This window comes from Bradyrhizobium sp. B120 (genome assembly GCF_049075665.1).
Classification (GTDB): domain Bacteria; phylum Pseudomonadota; class Alphaproteobacteria; order Rhizobiales; family Xanthobacteraceae; genus Bradyrhizobium.
Genome location: NZ_CP185242.1, coordinates 25,975 through 41,549, shown reverse-complemented (window position 1 = coordinate 41,549; position 15,575 = coordinate 25,975). Strand labels below are relative to the sequence as shown.

The window sequence follows — 15,575 nt, the reverse complement described above, 5'->3', positions numbered from 1 at the left end:
AGTCATAAACACGTATAGATCGAAGTCGTTACGGTCAAGCATAACGACTGCGGCTAGACGGTGCGGCTTCCGAAGAAGTCCTTGACCTTAGAGAAGAAACCCGCTGCCTCCGGTTGCGTTGCGCCGGACGACAGTTTTTCGAACTCCATCAGCAATTCTTGCTGCTTCTTGGTCAGATTCTGCGGCGTTTCGACCACAACCTGGACATACATGTCGCCGGTCTGGCGCGAGCGGAGCACCGGCATACCCTTTGATGCGATGCGGAATCGGCGGCTGGACTGGGTCCCGGCCGGCACCTTCACCTTGGTCTTGCCCTTGTCGATGGTCGGCACCTCGAATTCGCCGCCGAGGGCTGCGGTGACCATCGAGATCGGCACGCGGCAGTGCAGGTCGGCGCCATCGCGCTGGAAGAACTGGTGCGTGGTCAGCGACAGGAAGATGTAGAGGTCGCCGGGCGGCCCGCCGCGGACACCGGCCTCGCCCTCGCCGGCGAGACGAATGCGGGTGCCGTCCTCGACGCCCGGGGGAATGTTGACCGACAGCGTGCGCTCGCGCGTCACCCGGCCGGACCCGGCGCAGGAGGCGCAGGCGTCCTCGATCATCTGGCCGCGGCCCTGACAGCCGGGGCAGGTCCGCTCCAGCGTGAAGAAGCCCTGGGCCTGCCGGATACGGCCGGCGCCGCCGCAATGCGAGCAGGTCTTCGGCTTGGTGCCGGCCTTGGCGCCGGTGCCGGAGCAGGATTCGCAGGTCACCGAAACCGGGATCTCGATCTGCGCGGTCTTGCCCTGGAAGGCCTCCTCGAGCGTGATCTCCATGTTGTAGCGCAGGTCGGCACCGCGTTCGCGGCCGCCGCCGCCGCGGCGCTGCCCGGCCATGCCGAACAGGTCCTCGAAGATATCGGAGAAGGAGGAGGCGAAGCCGGCGCCGAAGCCGGGACCGCCACCGCCCATGCCCTGCTCGAAAGCGGCATGGCCGAAGCGGTCATAGGCGGCGCGCTTGTCGCCGTCCTTCAGCACCTCATAGGCTTCGTTGATTTCCTTGAACCGGACCTCGCTGGTGGCGTCGCCCGGGTTCTTGTCCGGATGCCATTTCATCGCGAGCTTGCGGAAAGCCGATTTGAGCTTGGTCTCGTCCGCGTTCCGCTCGACCTCGAGGGTCTCGTAATAGCAGCGCTTGGTGGACATACTTCAATTCCGTCCGAAGTTCGTCGCGATCGCCAAGGATTGCGCAGAGGATTGCGTCAAGGATTGCGCCTGTCTGGAAGATGCAGCGATCGCCTTAAAGAAAAATGACCCCCACTCCTCCGAGACGCGTCGCGTACTCTTTGGTGTGAGGGTCATGATCGCAAGCCCGCTTAGGCAGACTTCTTGTTGTTCTTGTCGTCGTCGACCTCGGTGAACTCCGCGTCGACAACGTCATCCTTTGCAGCGTCCTTGGCCGCATCGGCCTCGGCCTGCTGCTTGTACATGGCCTCGCCGAGCTTCATCGAAGCCTGCGCCAGCGTGTTGGTCTTGGCCTTGATCGCCTCGGCGTCGTCGCCCTTCAGCGCTTCCTTGAGGTCGCTGACGGCGTCCTCGATGGCGCGACGATCCGTCTCCGGAATCTTCGAGCCGTGCTCGGCCAAAGCCTTCTCGGTCGAATGAACCAGGCCGTCGGCATGGTTCTTGGCGTCGACCGCCTCGCGGCGCTTCTTGTCCTCGGCCGCATTGGCCTCGGCGTCCTTGACCATCTTGTCGATGTCGGCCTCGGACAGACCGCCGGATGCCTGGATCCGGATCTGCTGTTCCTTGCCGGTCGCCTTGTCCTTGGCCGAGACGTTGACGATGCCGTTGGCGTCGATGTCGAAGGTCACCTCGATCTGCGGCATGCCGCGCGGAGCCGGCGGAATGCCCATCAGGTCGAACTGGCCGAGCATCTTGTTGTCGGCCGCCATTTCACGCTCGCCCTGGAAGACGCGGATGGTAACGGCGCCCTGATTGTCTTCGGCCGTCGAGAACACCTGGCTCTTCTTGGTCGGGATCGTGGTGTTGCGGTCGATGATGCGGGTGAACACGCCGCCCAGCGTCTCGATGCCCAGCGACAGCGGGGTCACGTCGAGCAGCAGCACGTCCTTGACGTCGCCCTGCAGCACGCCGGCCTGGATCGCAGCGCCGATCGCGACGACTTCGTCGGGATTGACGCCCTTGTGCGGCTCCTTGCCGAAGAACTGCTTCACCACTTCCTGGATCTTCGGCATGCGGGTCATGCCGCCGACCAGCACCACTTCGCCGATCTCGCCGGCGGTCAGGCCGGCATCCTTCAGCGCCTTGCGGCACGGCTCGATGGTCTTCTCGACGAGGTCGGCCACCAGCGCCTCGAACTTGGCGCGGGTCAGCTTCATCGTCAGATGCTTCGGACCGGTCTGGTCGGCCGTGATGAACGGCAGGTTGATCTCGGTCTGCGTGGTCGACGACAGCTCGATCTTGGCCTTCTCGGCGGCTTCCTTCAGGCGCTGCAAAGCGAGCTTGTCGTTGCGCAGGTTGATGCCCTGCTCCTTCTGGAACTCGTCGGCGAGGTAGCCGACCAGGCGCATGTCGAAGTCTTCACCACCGAGGAAGGTGTCGCCGTTGGTCGACTTCACCTCGAACACGCCGTCGCCGATCTCGAGGATCGAGACGTCGAAGGTGCCGCCGCCGAGATCGTACACGGCGATCGTGCCGGCCTTCGTCTTGTCGAGACCGTAGGCGAGCGCGGCGGCAGTCGGCTCGTTGATGATGCGCAGCACTTCGAGGCCGGCGATCTTGCCGGCGTCCTTGGTGGCCTGACGCTGCGCGTCGTTGAAATAAGCAGGAACCGTGATGACGGCCTGATCGACCTTCTGGCCGAGATGCGCCTCAGCGGTCTCCTTCATCTTCTGCAGAATGAAGGCCGAGACCTGCGAGGGCGAATAGGTCTTGCCGTCGGCTTCGACCCAGGCATCGCCGTTCGATGCTTTGACGATCTTGTAGGGAACGAGCTTCTTGTCCTTCTCGACCATCGGGTCGTCATAGCGGCGGCCGATGAGGCGCTTCACCGCAAAGAACGTACGCTCGGGATTGGTCACCGCCTGGCGCTTCGCCGGCTGTCCGACAAGGCGCTCGCCATCGTCGGTGAAAGCAACGATCGACGGCGTCGTTCGCATGCCCTCGGCATTCTCGATCACCTTGGCGTTCTTGCCATCCATCACGGCGACGCACGAATTCGTGGTGCCGAGGTCGATCCCAATGACCTTACCCATGGTTTTGATATCCTCTTTGCTACGGCAGGTTGGTTGGGCCCTGACGGCGCTCCGTACCGAACCCCCAGACGTTCACATACTCGCGATATTGCGACGGTGAGCCTGATATAGGAGAGAGGGTCCTGCCCGCAAGGACTGGACGCAACGTTGAGGCCTGAAAAGACTGACGTTTGAAAGATTGTGTCAGTCCGGCCGCGGCACCGGTTCAAGCCCAGACCGAGTTAACAAATCGGCAAGAATGCCGCCCGCCGTCGACCGCGACGTCAACGGCGCGACGTCAGCGCTGTTGAGTGAACGCTCACAAACGTCGTATGCGAGAGCGGCGCACGGGTCGAGGGCGCGCTGTTTGGCCGCTGGCGGCCGCAGGTGGTCGTTCCTGGAAACCTCGGGAAACTGGAAAGTGCCCGCCAATCAAGGCGAAAAGCCCATGGAATCGAACCGGCTGGCCTGGAGCGGAGATTTGGCGGCCTGTTGCAGGGCCATCAAAACCGCTAAAAGCGGTCCGACTGAAGAGGCCATCCAGCCCTGCACCGGCCCCGTTGCGCGGCCACCAAGCAAAACCGGTAGATCCCCCATGACGCCTTTTCGAGTTCTCGTTGCGGTTGCCTTGCTGATTGCTGCCACCTGTCATGGCTTTGCCGCCGACGTGGTGTTTCCGCCGGGGGCGCATGTCGGGATGAAACCGCTGGTGGGCCTCATCCGCGCCAAATCCTTCATCGGCTTCGAGACCGAGGACCAGGGCGTCAAGGTCCTGATCGCCGACCTGCCCGCGGACGCCTACAACGAGGTCGTGACGGCCTTCAAGGCCAACCCGGCCGGCACCGGAAACATCAAGCCCGAGAGCCTCGAGACGCCGGCCGGCCTCGCCTACTATACCGTGGAGAGCGCCCGCGACGGCGCCAGCAACGTGCGGCGCTATTCCATGATCCTGCCGGGGCCGACCTTCTCCGGCTATGTCGCGGTGCAGGTGCCGGAGAACGCGGGCAAGATCTACACCGACGACGCCGTCCGGCAGATGTTCGCCTCCGCCGAAATCCGCAAGGAGGTGCCGGTCGACGAACAGCTCGCCATGATGCCGTTCAAGGTCACCGAGCTCAGCAATTTCAAGAATATCCGGATGCTGGCGCCGGGCGCTGCGCTGCTGATGGCCGACGGCGACGACAAGGGCCTCGAGACCAAGCCCTTCATGCTGCTCGGCGTCATCGCTTCGGCGCCGGCCACGCCCGACGACCGCGGCCGCTTTGCCCAGCAGATCGCCACCACGATCCCCGGCGTGCGCGACGGGCGGATCACCATGTCCGAACCGATCCGGATCGACGGCCAGCCCGGCTTCGAAACGCGGATCGACGCCATCAGCGGCAAGGACAACACCCCGGTGACCATCGTGCAGTGGCTGCGGTTCGGCGCGCAGACATCGGTGCGGATCATCGGCAGCTCGCCGCGCACCGATTGGGAGACCGCCTTCCCGCGCTTTCGCGCGGTCCGCGACGGCATCCAGCCGCGCGGCTGATCGGGCCCTTCGCAAGGCCGGTCGGAAAAATCCCACTTTCGTCGTTCGCCGAACGGAACTAGCCTCCTCGCGCGGTATCAAAGCGAGGAGGGGCGCGATGTTGGATCGACGACAGATAGTTGCAGGCCTCGGCACGTTGGCGCTTGCAACCCTGGTTCCCAGGAGTCTCTGGGCGGCTGCGATCAAGCCCGACGATGGCTCCGCGCTGCTCGTGATCGACGTCCAGAACTGCTTCCTGCCCGGCGGCAGTCTCGCGGTGAAGGACGGCGAGCAGGTCGTGCCGGTCATCAACAAGATCGCCAAGAGCTTTGCCAATGTGGTGATGACGCAGGACTGGCACACGCCGGGCCACGTCTCGTTTGCCTCGGTCCATGCCGGCAAGAAGCCGTTCGAGACCATCGACCTCGCCTACGGCAAGCAGGTGCTGTGGCCCGACCACTGCGTGCAGGGCACCGACGGCGCCTCGCTGTCGAAGGAGCTCGCGATCCCGCAGGCCGAGCTGATCATCCGCAAGGGCTTTCACAAGGACGTCGACAGCTACTCCGCCTTCACCGAAGCCGACGGCAAGACCACCACCGGGCTCGCCGCCTATCTGAAGGCGCGCAATGTCGAGCGGGTTTTCGTGGCCGGGCTCGCCACCGATTTCTGCGTGGCATGGACCGCGCTCGATGCGCGCAAGGCCGGCTTCGAAACCTATGTCGTGGAGGACGCCTGCCGCGGCATCGACACGCAGGGATCGCTGGCCAAGGCCTGGGCCGACATGGACAAGGCCGGCGTCAAGCGGATCCAGTCGTCGGATATCGGGTAAGAGGCCGCCTCGCGCGAGATTCGCATGGCCGAGTTTGCGCCGCCCGTCGCATTTGAATTCCTGCAGCGCGCACCATCGCTGCGCACCGCGGGACTGATTGCCGCGATGACCGGCTATCGCGAGACCGCGACCGGCCGGTTCGCGCAGCGACAGACCGCGCCGCTGATCGTGCCGCTGATCATCAGCTTCGGCTCCCCATTTCTGATCGCGCTCGGGCGCGAACCTGAAGCGAACGACCGCCAGCAGAGCTTTGCTGCCGGTCTCTATGCGGGACCGGTCTACATCGAGTCCGATGGCCACGCCGCCTGCGTGCAGGTGGATTTCACCCCGCTCGGTGCTTACAGCTTCTTCGGCGGCGCCGTGACCGAGCTTGCCGGACGCATGATCGATATCGAGGACGTGCTTGGGCATGAGGGTCATCGCCTGCGCGAGCGTCTCGGCGCCGAGACGTGCTGGCAGCGCCGTTTCGACCTGATCGAGGATTTCGTGCTTCGCCGCGCCGGCCACACGCCGTCTCCCGAAATCGCGTTCGCCTATCGACGACTGGCGCGTTCGGCCGGCGCCATCAGCATCGCGGCACTGGCCGGCGAGATCGGCTGGAGCCGCAAGCATCTGGTCGGCCGGTTTCGGTCCGAGCTCGGCATCGCGCCCAAATCGCTGGCGCGCATGATGCGGTTTCATCGGGCGAGCCGGCTTGCGCAAAGCGGATCCAGGCTCGGCTGGGCTGGGATCGCCGCGGAAAGCGGCTATGCCGACCAGGCCCACCTCGCCCGCGAATTCGTCGAATTCGCCGGCGAACCGCCAACGGCATGGGCGCGCCGCCAGGCGTTGACCGGTGGCCGGCTGGTTCGTTCCGAGGACTGGTAACAAACCTTCAAGCCGAAGCCGCATCGGCTCGTGCAGGATGGCACGATCAGCCAAGGAGGCCTGTGACATGACGCACGACATCGACCCCCCGCGCATCTACCCGACCCTGCGCTGCAAGGACGCCGAGGCGATGATCTCATGGCTCAAGACGGTGATCGGATTCACCGAGCACGTGGTCTACCGCGACGGCGGCGTGATCCACCACGCCGAGCTCGCCTACGGTTCCTCGATGCTGATGCTGGGCCAGAGCCGCGACGATGCCTATGGCAGGCTGGTCGGCGATGCCACCGGCCGCCGCACCGATTCAATCTACATCGCGGTCGACGATCCCGACGCCCTGCATGCGAAGGCCCGGGCGGCGGGCGCCAAGATCGAAATGGAACTGCGCGACACCGACTATGGCAGTCGTGATTTCGCCTGCCGTGACCCGGAAGGAAATCTCTGGAGCTTCGGCACCTATTGGCCGAAGGCTCATGAGAAGCCGCCATCGTGACACGACAGCGGCAAGCTCACAGCTTCAGGGCCGGCGTCGCAGCAATCAGACCGTGAAGTCGGCGCTCGGCGCGGCCTTGGCGCCGCCCTTGGAGACGCCGACCAGCGCCGGACGCAGGATGCGCTCGCCGATCATGTAGCCGGCCTGCACGACCTGCACCACCGTGCCCGACGGCACCGAGGTGTCCGGCACCTCGAACATCGCCTGCTGGAAGTTCGGATCGAACTTCTCGCCGATCGGATCGAACTTCTTGACGCCGTTCTTCTCCAGCGCGTTGAGCAGCGAACGCTCGGTCAGCTCGACGCCTTCGATCAGCGCCTTCAGGCCGGGATCGGCGGATTCCTTGGTCTCGGCCGGCACGGCATCGATCGCGCGCTGCAGATTGTCGGCGATATCGAGCACGTCGCGGGCGAAGCCGGTGATGCCATAGGTCTTGGCGTCGGCAACCTCGCGGCGGGTGCGCTGACGGAGGTTCTCCATCTCGGCCAGCGTACGCAGCGTCCGGTCGCGCGCCTCGGCGAGCTCCTTGGTCAGCGCCTCGGTCGATCCCGCCTCGGGATCGTCAGGCATGATGTAGGGCTTCGAGACCACGGGCTCACCCGTCGGCGCCGAATTCTCGGTGTTGTCATTGGCCCGGTTCGGATCGGTCATGGCTTGCCTTCTCGAAAACTCGCGTCGGTTCAAATCTTGGGGATTGCTGCCCGGGATATCGTGCTTTGAGCGGCGAAAATCAAGCGCAACATACCGGCTTCGGGAACAGGGACCTCCGGCTTGAGCAACGAAAACCGTCAAATGAAAGCGAAATCCGCTCCGGTCAGCCGCCCAGCATCTTGCTGACGATGCGCGCGGCATAATCGACGGTCGGGATCACCCGCGCATAGTTCAGCCGCGTCGGTCCGATCACGCCGAGCACGCCGACGATCCGGCCCTGGGCGTCGCCGTATGGCGCGATGATGGTGGAGGAACCCGACAGCGAGAACAGCTTGTTCTCCGAACCGATGAAGATCCGCACGCCCTCGCCGCGCTCGGCACGGCCAAGCAGATCGATCACGCCGCGCTTGGTCTCGAGATCGTCGAACAGCGACTTGATCCGCTCGAGATCGTCCAGCGCATGCAGATCCTCGAGCAGATTGGCGTGACCGCGCACGATCAGCTGGCGGTCCTCATTTGCGCCGCCGGACCAGCTCGCGATGCCGGCCGCGACGACCTTTTGCGTGAGCTGATCGAGCTCGGCACGGTTCTGCGTCAATGCGGTCTCGAGCTCGAGCCGCGCTTCGGCCAGCGTCCGGCCACGGATCCGCGCATTGAGGAAATTGGTCGCTTCGATCAGGGCCGAGGAGGGAACGCCCGGCGGCAATGCCAGCACCCGGTTTTCGACCTGGCCGTCTTCGCCGACCAGCACGACCAGCGCCTTCTCCGGCTCCAGCCGCACGAATTCGATGTGCTTCAGCCGCGCATTCGACTTCTGCGTCAGCACCACCGCTGCGGCACGGGTCAGCCCCGACAGCCGCGTCAACGCTTCGCCAAGCGCTGCCTCGACCGATTGCGCACGGTCGACCGCCGCAAGCTGGGTCTGGATCGATTGCCGCTCGGCCTCGGTGAGGTCGCCGACCTGCATCAGGGCGTCGACGAAGAAACGCAGGCCGAGTTCGGTCGGCAGCCGGCCCGCCGAGGTGTGCGGCGCATAGATCAGGCCGAGCTGCTCAAGGTCCGACATTACATTGCGGACCGAGGCCGGCGACAACGGTAATGCGATCAAGCGCGAGATGTTGCGCGAACCGACCGGCTCGCCGGTCGCGAGATAGCTTTCGACGATTTGACGAAAAATGTCGCGCGAACGCTCGTTAAGCTGGGCGAGCCCGGCATGCGGCGCGATCAGGCCTATCGGATCGTGGTGCGTCACACTCCCAGTCCTTCACAATTGCTGCCTAATCTGTCGCTCCCGGAGGCCGGTGACAAGCATGCATTCGGCCCCCCTGGCACCGGACCATACCGGGGCCGAAAACCCTTGCCGCTGCCCCTTCCCCCTCCTACAAGCACGCCCAACCCACTTTCTCGGAATTCTGGAGGATTTCCAATGCGGCCAAGCCGCCGTGCGCCCGATGAACTGCGTCCCGTGTCGCTGGAACGCGGCGTCGTCAAATATGCCGAGGGTTCCTGCATGGTGAAGTTTGGCGACACCCATGTGCTGGTGACCGCCACGCTGGAAGAGCGGTTGCCGCCCTGGCTCAAGGGCCAGGGCCGCGGCTGGGTCACCGCCGAATACGGCATGCTGCCGCGCGCCACCCTGGAACGCACCCGCCGCGAGGCCTCCGCCGGCAAGCAGGGCGGCCGCACGGTCGAGATCCAGCGGCTGATCGGCCGCTCGCTGCGCGCGGCCGTCGACCTCGAGGCGCTCGGCGAGCGCCAGATCACGGTCGATTGCGACGTCATCCAGGCCGATGGCGGCACCCGCACCGCCTCGATCACCGGTGCCTGGGTGGCGCTGGCCGACTGCATCAACTGGATGAAGACCCGCAACATGCTGAAGACCAACGTGTTGCGCGACAATGTGGCGGCGATCTCCTGCGGCATCTACCAGGGCACGCCGGTGCTCGATCTCGATTATGCCGAGGACTCCGAGGCCGATACCGACGCCAATTTCGTCATGACCGGCGACGGCCGCATCATCGAGGTGCAGGGCACCGCCGAGAAGACGCCGTTCTCGCAAGACGAATTCCTGGCGCTGATGGCCCTGGCGCGCAAAGGTGTCGCGCGTCTGGTCGACTTGCAAAAGATCGCGGTGGCGTAGTCAGATTGGTCATGCACCGCCGAATCACCGGAAGGCTCGTCATCGCCACCCATAATCCCGGCAAGCTTGCCGAGATGCGGGAACTGCTGGCGCCGCACGGCGTCGAGGCGGTGTCGGCCGGCGAGCTCGGCCTCGCCGAGCCCGAGGAGACCGGCGACAACTTTCGCGCCAATGCGGCGATCAAGGCGATCGCCGCGGCGAAGGCGACGGGACTGCCGGCCTTCGCCGACGATTCCGGCCTCGTGGTCGACGCGCTCGACGGCGCGCCCGGGATCTACTCGGCGCGCTGGGCCGGCGAGGGCAAGGACTTCATGGCGGCGATGACGCGGATCGAGCGCCTGCTGCAGGAGCGCGGCGCAACCGCGCCGGACCGCCGAAGTGCTCACTTCGTCTCGGCGCTGTGCGTGGCCTGGCCCGACGATCACCTCGAAGAGGTCGAGGCCCGCGCCGACGGAACCCTGGTCTGGCCGCCGCGCGGCACCGCCGGATTCGGCTATGATCCGGCGTTCCTGCCCGACGGTTACACACGGACCTTTGGCGAGATGAGCAGCATCGAGAAGCACGGCCTGCCGCCGCTCGGACTCGGCCTGTCGCATCGCGCCCGCGCCTTCGTGAAGCTCGCGGAGATCTGCCTTGAGCCACGCTGAACGAGAAGCTTTCGGCGTCTACGTGCACTGGCCGTTCTGCCTGTCCAAATGCCCGTATTGCGATTTCAACAGCCACGTCCGGCACGCGCCGGTCGACGAGGCGCGCTTCGTGCGCGCGTTCGCCCGCGAGATCGAGACCACGGCCGCGCGGGTGCCGGGACGCGAAGTCTCCTCGATCTTCCTCGGCGGCGGCACGCCCTCGCTGATGCAGCCGCAGACCGTCGGCGCCGTGCTCGATGCGATCGGCAAGCACTGGCAGGTCTCGCGCGACGTCGAGGTGACGCTCGAGGCCAATCCGACCAGCGTTGAGGCGACGCGCTTTCGCGGCTATCGCGCAGCCGGCGTCAATCGCGTCTCGCTCGGCGTGCAGGCACTGGACGATGCTTCGCTGAAGGCATTGGGCCGCCTGCATACCGCGCGCGAGGCGCTCGACGCGGTTGCGATCGCGCGCTCTGCGTTCGACCGCTACTCGTTCGATCTGATCTACGCGCGGCCCGACCAGACGCCGCAGATGTGGGCCGACGAATTGAAGCAGGCGATCTCGGAAGCGGCCGAGCATCTGTCGCTCTATCAGCTCACGATCGAGGAAGGCACGCCGTTCTTCGGGCTGCATGCCGCCGGCAAATTGCAGACCCCGGATGAAGCGACCGCGCGCGCGCTCTACGACGTGACGCAGGAGGTCTGCGCCCGCGAGGGATTGCCGGCCTACGAGATCTCTAACCACGCCCGCGCCGGCGCCGAGTGCAAGCACAACCTCGTCTATTGGCGCGGCGAGCAATATGCCGGCATCGGCCCCGGCGCGCATGGCCGGCTCGACATCGACGGCGTCAGGCACGCGACCGCGACCGAGCGGCGCCCCGAGGCCTGGCTGTTGAACGTCGAGGAACGCGGCCATGGCGTCGTCACCGATGACAGCCTCAACAGCGAAGAACGCGCCGACGAATTCCTGCTGATGGGGCTGCGGCTCGCCGAAGGCATCGATCCCAGCCGCTATGCGAAGCTTTCCGGCCGAAAGCTTGATCCGCACCGGATCGCGATGCTGCGCGAGGAAGGCGCCATCGCCGTCGATGCCGACGGACGGCTACGCGTGACGAAGTCGGGATTCCCGGTGCTCGACGCTGTCGTCGCGGATCTCGCGGCCTAGAACGAACGCCGTCAAAATATCGAAAACAACCCCATGCAAAGTAGCCGGCGGGTTCCGGCGCTCGACAAGGCAGCTTGACCGCCTGACGAAAACTAGGCGCCAAAACTCTTCGGCGAGCCTGCGACCGGCGTGCTGCCGCTGGACGCCACCTTCATGACCGCAAGGCCGCGCTCATTGGTGCCGTCGGAGCGGAAGCGGAACAGGCCGTCGATGCCGGCAAAGCCGGATGGATTGGTCAGCGTCTCCGGCGCGAAGCGCTGCGCGCCCTGGGTGCGCGCCAGCGCCGCCATCAGCGCCACGGCGTCATAGGCAAGCGTTGCGGTGCGCACCGGCTCGCCGCCGTATTTGGCGCGATAGCGGCCGGCGAAGCTGCGGAAACCGGACGGATCGGGCGCGGCGTAGAGGCCGCCCTGCAGGGCCGGGCTCGCGAACACCCGCGGATTGTCCCACAGCCCGGTGCCGAGCAGCTGGATGTTGCGCAGATTGGCGCCGGCAGCGGTCAGCGCATCGGCGGTCGCGACCACCGAATCGCCGTCGTCGGCGAGCAGCAGCGCATCGGCCTGGCCGAGCGCCTGCGCCACGGTCCGCGCCGGCGTCGCGCGATCGGCGCCATATTTCTCGAATGCGACGACGCGGCCGTTCTTGCGGCCGACCGCCTGCTTGAACGCGGCCTCGACCACGTTGCCGTAGGCGTTGTCCGGCACCATCGCGGCGAACGAGCGTTTTCCGATCCCGGCGGAATAGTCGACGATCCGGTTGATGTCGGACTCCGGCAGGAAACTCAGCAGATAGACGCCGTGCCCGGCGACGCTCGAATCGGTGGAGAATGCGATCACAGAGGTGCCGCGCGGCCGCGTCAGTTGCGCGGTGGGTGGCACCGAGCCTGCGAACAGCGGTCCCAGAATGATCTCGGCGCCTTCGGACAGCGCCTGCTGGGTGCCCTGCGCCGCGCCCTGCGGGCTGCCGCCATCGTCCTTGATCAGGAGCTGAATGTTCGGATTCTGAAATTCCGCGAGCGCCATTTCGGCGGCGTTCCGCATCGACTGCGCGGCGAGCCCGGCATTGCCGGAAGCCGACAGCGGCAAAATCAATCCAATTTTGACCTGCCCGGTGCCGACCGCCTGCGGCTGTTGCGGCGGGCCGGCCGGACCGGCTTCCTGGTTGCCGCCGAATGGGCTGGAAAACTGGCTCAGGCTCTGCTGGATGCCGGAACAGGCGCTCAGCAACGGCGCGCCCACGAGCAGACCAAGCGCGGTTCGCCGGGTCGTGCCCGACGGCGGGGACGTGCGGTGATGCGGGCCTGCCATCGTCTCTCTTCTCTTGACCGACCAGGATCGGCCAGGACTCCATCCAGCTCTGATGAGGCGGGTGGATTCAGGCATATTGTCGGCGAATAGTTAACTAAAACAAAAGGATTATGGCCCCGCGGCGCCGTTGCCGCGGCCTCCATTTCCCTCCCCTCAGGCGGCGTTCCGTCACCGCCATTTGCGGATGTGGCGCAAGCGCTGCCATCCCTCTAGAGCTTATCCCGTTCCGATTGAATCGGAACGGGGCTCTAGATTCTAAGTTTGACGCGTTTTCTTCACGCGAACCGGTACCCACTTCGCTCGAAAACGCTCTAGATTGGCATTATGCGCGCAAAAGCCAGTTCCCTCCACCATTCGGATGCCTCGACGGGCGCTGCAGCCAAAACCTTTTCGATCGGCGGCCAGCAGCTGGCAGCGCCAAAGGCCAGGCCCGGGCTCCATCTGGTCGCGACCCCGATCGGAAATCTCTCCGACATCACCCTGCGCGCGCTCGAGACGCTGGCGGGCGTCGACGTCATCGCCTGCGAGGACACCAGGATTACGCGCCGGCTGACCGAGCGTTACGCGATCACCGCCGAGCTCGCGCTTTACCACGAGCACAACGCGGCGCAGGCCCGGCCCAAGATCCTCGAACGGCTGGCGCAGGGTGCTGCGATTGCACTGGTCTCGGACGCCGGCACGCCATTGATCTCCGATCCCGGCTTCAAGCTGGTGCGCGACGTCTGCGCCGCCGGGCATGCCGTCATCGCGGTGCCTGGACCGTCATCGGTGCTGACCGCGCTGTCGGTTGCGGCACTGCCGACCGACCGGTTCTTCTTCGAGGGATTTTTGCCGTCGAAGGAGCACGCGCGCCGCGCGCGGCTCACCGAGCTGGCCCGGATCGATGCGACGCTGGTGATGTTCGAATCCGGCAATCGGGTGCAGGACACGCTGCGCGACCTCGCCGCGATCATGGCTGGACGCGATGCCGCGATCTGCCGCGAGCTGACCAAGCTGCACGAAGAGGTCAAGCGCGCGACGGTCGCCGAGCTTGCGGCAGGCGCCGACGCGCTGGAGACGCGCGGCGAGTTCGTGCTCGTCATCGGGCCGCCGCCTGACGATGCCGGCGTGATGGGCCAGGACGCGCTCGACGATTTGTTGCGCGCGCAGCTCGCGCGCGGCAGCGTCAAGGATGCGGTGGCGCACGCGGTCGAGCTGTCGGGCCGGTCGCGCCGCGAGGTCTACGCCCGAGCGCTGGAGCTCGCGAAGACCATCGGGGACGGCGATGGCGAAGACTGACAGCGCCTCGCCCGAACGCGTCGCCGCGTTCCGCACCGGCATCTCGGCCGAAAGCCGCGCCGCGGCCCTCCTGATCGCCAAGGGCTATCGCATCCTGGCAAGGCGCTTCCGCACCCCCTATGGCGAGATCGACCTGGTGGTGCGCCGGCGCAATCTACTCGCCTTCGTCGAGGTCAAGGCCCGGGCCAGCCTCGACGACGCCGCCTATGCGGTTACGCCGCGCCAGCAGCAGCGCATCGTCAATGCCGCCCAGGCCTGGCTGATGGCGCATCCCGAACATGCCGAATTTGATCTCAGATTCGACGCCGTGCTGATTGCGCCGAAGAGCCTGCCGCGCCATCTGTTAGCGGCATTCGACGCAAGCCCTTAAAGTTACCCTCAGACCTCGCGGGACACGCTTATGAAATTGAAGATCGCCGTCCAGATGGATCCCATCGCGCGCATCAACATCCGCGGCGATTCGACCTTTGCGCTGCTGCTCGAGGCGCAGAAGCGCGGCCACGGCATTTCCTACTACACCCCCGACAAGCTGTCGCTGCGCGGCGAGGAGCTGGTGGCCCCAGTGCAGTCGCTCACCGTGCGCGACGAGGTCGGCGATCACTTCACGCTGGGCGAGCCGAAGCGCGAGGCTCTCAACGGCTTCGACGTCGTGCTGCTGCGGCAGGACCCGCCGTTCGATCTCGCCTACATCACCTCGACGCACTTTTTGGAGCGCATCCATCCGAAGACGCTGGTCGTCAACGATCCGGCCAGCGTGCGCAACGCGCCGGAAAAGCTGTTCGTGATGAATTTCCCGCAGCTGATGCCGCCGACCCTGATCTCGCGCGACCTCGACGAGATCAACGCCTTCCGCGACCAGCACGGCGCCGTCGTGATGAAGCCGTTGCACGGCCACGGCGGCGCCGCGGTGTTCCGCGTGATGCCGCAGGACATGAACTTCGGTTCGCTGTTCGACATGTTCTCGGTCACCTTCAAGGAGCCCTGGGTGATCCAGCGCTTCCTCCCCGAGGTGAAGCACGGCGACAAGCGCATCATCCTGGTCGACGGCGAATTCGCCGGCGCCGTCAACCGCGTGCCGGCGGCGGACGATCTGCGCTCCAACATGGTGCGGGGCGGTGCGGCCAAGGCGACCGAGCTCTCGGATCGCGAGCGCGAAATCTGCGCCACGCTTGGACCTGCGCTACGCGAGCGCGGCCTGCTGTTCGTCGGCATCGACGTGATCGACGGCAATCTGACCGAGATCAACGTCACCTCGCCGACCGGCATCCGCGCCATTCAGCGGCTCAATGGCCCCGATGTCGCAGCGATGATCTGGGATACCATCGAGAAGAAGCGCGCCGCGAAATAATCCTCCTCCCTTGTGCGCTGCACTGGCTGGCTGAAATCTAGCCAGCGTACGGGCGCGTGTGCGTTCGCCTTATTCTACTTGCCAGCTTGCGCGGGCGAGGGCAGCATTCTCTTGCCTGCGTCAGGT

15 protein-coding genes are annotated in these 15,575 nt (G+C 65.6%); 10 read left to right on the top strand and 5 right to left on the bottom strand.

Annotated elements, in window-relative coordinates; translation table 11 throughout:
- Positions 1–53: 53 nt before the first annotated feature.
- Positions 54–1,184, bottom strand: coding sequence for a molecular chaperone DnaJ (gene dnaJ / locus ACOIX3_RS00215; protein WP_420967874.1), 1,131 nt, complete (start codon positions 1,182–1,184; stop codon positions 54–56).
- A gap of 170 nt (positions 1,185–1,354) precedes the next feature.
- Positions 1,355–3,256, bottom strand: a complete 1,902-nt coding sequence (gene dnaK / locus ACOIX3_RS00210; RefSeq protein WP_097671378.1) for a molecular chaperone DnaK — start codon at positions 3,254–3,256, stop codon at positions 1,355–1,357.
- A 574-nt stretch (positions 3,257–3,830) separates the two neighbouring features.
- Here dnaK and ACOIX3_RS00205 point away from each other — a divergent pair.
- The 4 genes from ACOIX3_RS00205 to ACOIX3_RS00190 all read left to right on the top strand — a co-directional run bounded on the left by ACOIX3_RS00205 (position 3,831) and on the right by ACOIX3_RS00190 (position 6,934).
- Positions 3,831–4,766 (top strand): hypothetical protein, encoded by a 936-nt coding sequence (locus ACOIX3_RS00205; protein WP_420967873.1) that lies wholly within the window; start codon positions 3,831–3,833, stop codon positions 4,764–4,766.
- Positions 4,767–4,863: 97 nt separating this feature from the next.
- Positions 4,864–5,574 carry a bifunctional nicotinamidase/pyrazinamidase gene (gene pncA, locus ACOIX3_RS00200; RefSeq protein ID WP_420967872.1) on the top strand — a complete coding sequence of 237 codons (711 nt, stop codon included), beginning with the start codon at positions 4,864–4,866 and terminating at the stop codon, positions 5,572–5,574.
- A gap of 24 nt (positions 5,575–5,598) precedes the next feature.
- Positions 5,599–6,441: a helix-turn-helix domain-containing protein gene (locus tag ACOIX3_RS00195; RefSeq protein ID WP_420967871.1), complete on the top strand. Its 843-nt coding sequence runs from the start codon at positions 5,599–5,601 to the stop codon at positions 6,439–6,441.
- Positions 6,442–6,508: 67 nt separating this feature from the next.
- The gene (locus ACOIX3_RS00190; RefSeq protein WP_420967870.1) at positions 6,509–6,934 is read left to right on the top strand and encodes a VOC family protein; all 426 of its coding nucleotides are present in this window, start codon (positions 6,509–6,511) and stop codon (positions 6,932–6,934) included.
- Positions 6,935–6,979: 45 nt separating this feature from the next.
- On the opposite strand, the gene grpE is transcribed toward ACOIX3_RS00190, so the two are convergent.
- Positions 6,980–7,585, bottom strand: a complete 606-nt coding sequence (grpE, locus tag ACOIX3_RS00185) for a nucleotide exchange factor GrpE (protein WP_420967869.1) — start codon at positions 7,583–7,585, stop codon at positions 6,980–6,982.
- A 163-nt stretch (positions 7,586–7,748) separates the two neighbouring features.
- On the bottom strand, positions 7,749–8,837 hold the full coding sequence (gene hrcA / locus ACOIX3_RS00180; RefSeq protein ID WP_420967868.1) for a heat-inducible transcriptional repressor HrcA: 1,089 nt from the start codon (positions 8,835–8,837) through the stop codon (positions 7,749–7,751).
- A gap of 174 nt (positions 8,838–9,011) precedes the next feature.
- Here hrcA and rph point away from each other — a divergent pair, with 174 nt between their 5' ends.
- The 3 genes from rph to hemW are packed head-to-tail and all read left to right on the top strand — an operon-like array spanning position 9,012 to position 11,516.
- Positions 9,012–9,725: a ribonuclease PH gene (rph, locus tag ACOIX3_RS00175; protein ID WP_021078183.1), complete on the top strand. Its 714-nt coding sequence runs from the start codon at positions 9,012–9,014 to the stop codon at positions 9,723–9,725.
- A gap of 11 nt (positions 9,726–9,736) precedes the next feature.
- Positions 9,737–10,372: an RdgB/HAM1 family non-canonical purine NTP pyrophosphatase gene (gene rdgB, locus ACOIX3_RS00170; protein ID WP_420967867.1), complete on the top strand. Its 636-nt coding sequence runs from the start codon at positions 9,737–9,739 to the stop codon at positions 10,370–10,372.
- A complete protein-coding gene (gene hemW, locus ACOIX3_RS00165) occupies positions 10,359–11,516 on the top strand; it encodes a radical SAM family heme chaperone HemW (protein WP_229171222.1) in 1,158 nt (385 codons plus the stop codon). Before rdgB ends, hemW begins: the two co-directional genes overlap by 14 nt.
- A gap of 92 nt (positions 11,517–11,608) precedes the next feature.
- On the opposite strand, the gene ACOIX3_RS00160 is transcribed toward hemW, so the two are convergent.
- A complete protein-coding gene (locus tag ACOIX3_RS00160) occupies positions 11,609–12,823 on the bottom strand; it encodes a penicillin-binding protein activator (protein WP_420967866.1) in 1,215 nt (404 codons plus the stop codon).
- A 324-nt stretch (positions 12,824–13,147) separates the two neighbouring features.
- Between ACOIX3_RS00160 and rsmI the strand changes: the two genes are divergently transcribed.
- Genes rsmI through gshB form a run of 3 tightly spaced genes read left to right on the top strand, consistent with a single transcriptional unit; the run spans position 13,148 to position 15,449 of the window.
- Positions 13,148–14,101, top strand: a complete 954-nt coding sequence (gene rsmI / locus ACOIX3_RS00155) for a 16S rRNA (cytidine(1402)-2'-O)-methyltransferase (protein WP_420967865.1) — start codon at positions 13,148–13,150, stop codon at positions 14,099–14,101.
- Positions 14,088–14,471 (top strand): YraN family protein, encoded by a 384-nt coding sequence (locus tag ACOIX3_RS00150; protein WP_166212917.1) that lies wholly within the window; start codon positions 14,088–14,090, stop codon positions 14,469–14,471. The genes rsmI and ACOIX3_RS00150 overlap by 14 nt, the downstream gene beginning before the upstream one ends.
- Before the next feature lie 30 nt (positions 14,472–14,501).
- Positions 14,502–15,449 carry a glutathione synthase gene (gene gshB / locus ACOIX3_RS00145; protein WP_223971408.1) on the top strand — a complete coding sequence of 316 codons (948 nt, stop codon included), beginning with the start codon at positions 14,502–14,504 and terminating at the stop codon, positions 15,447–15,449.
- The last annotated feature ends 126 nt before the right edge of the window (positions 15,450–15,575 follow it).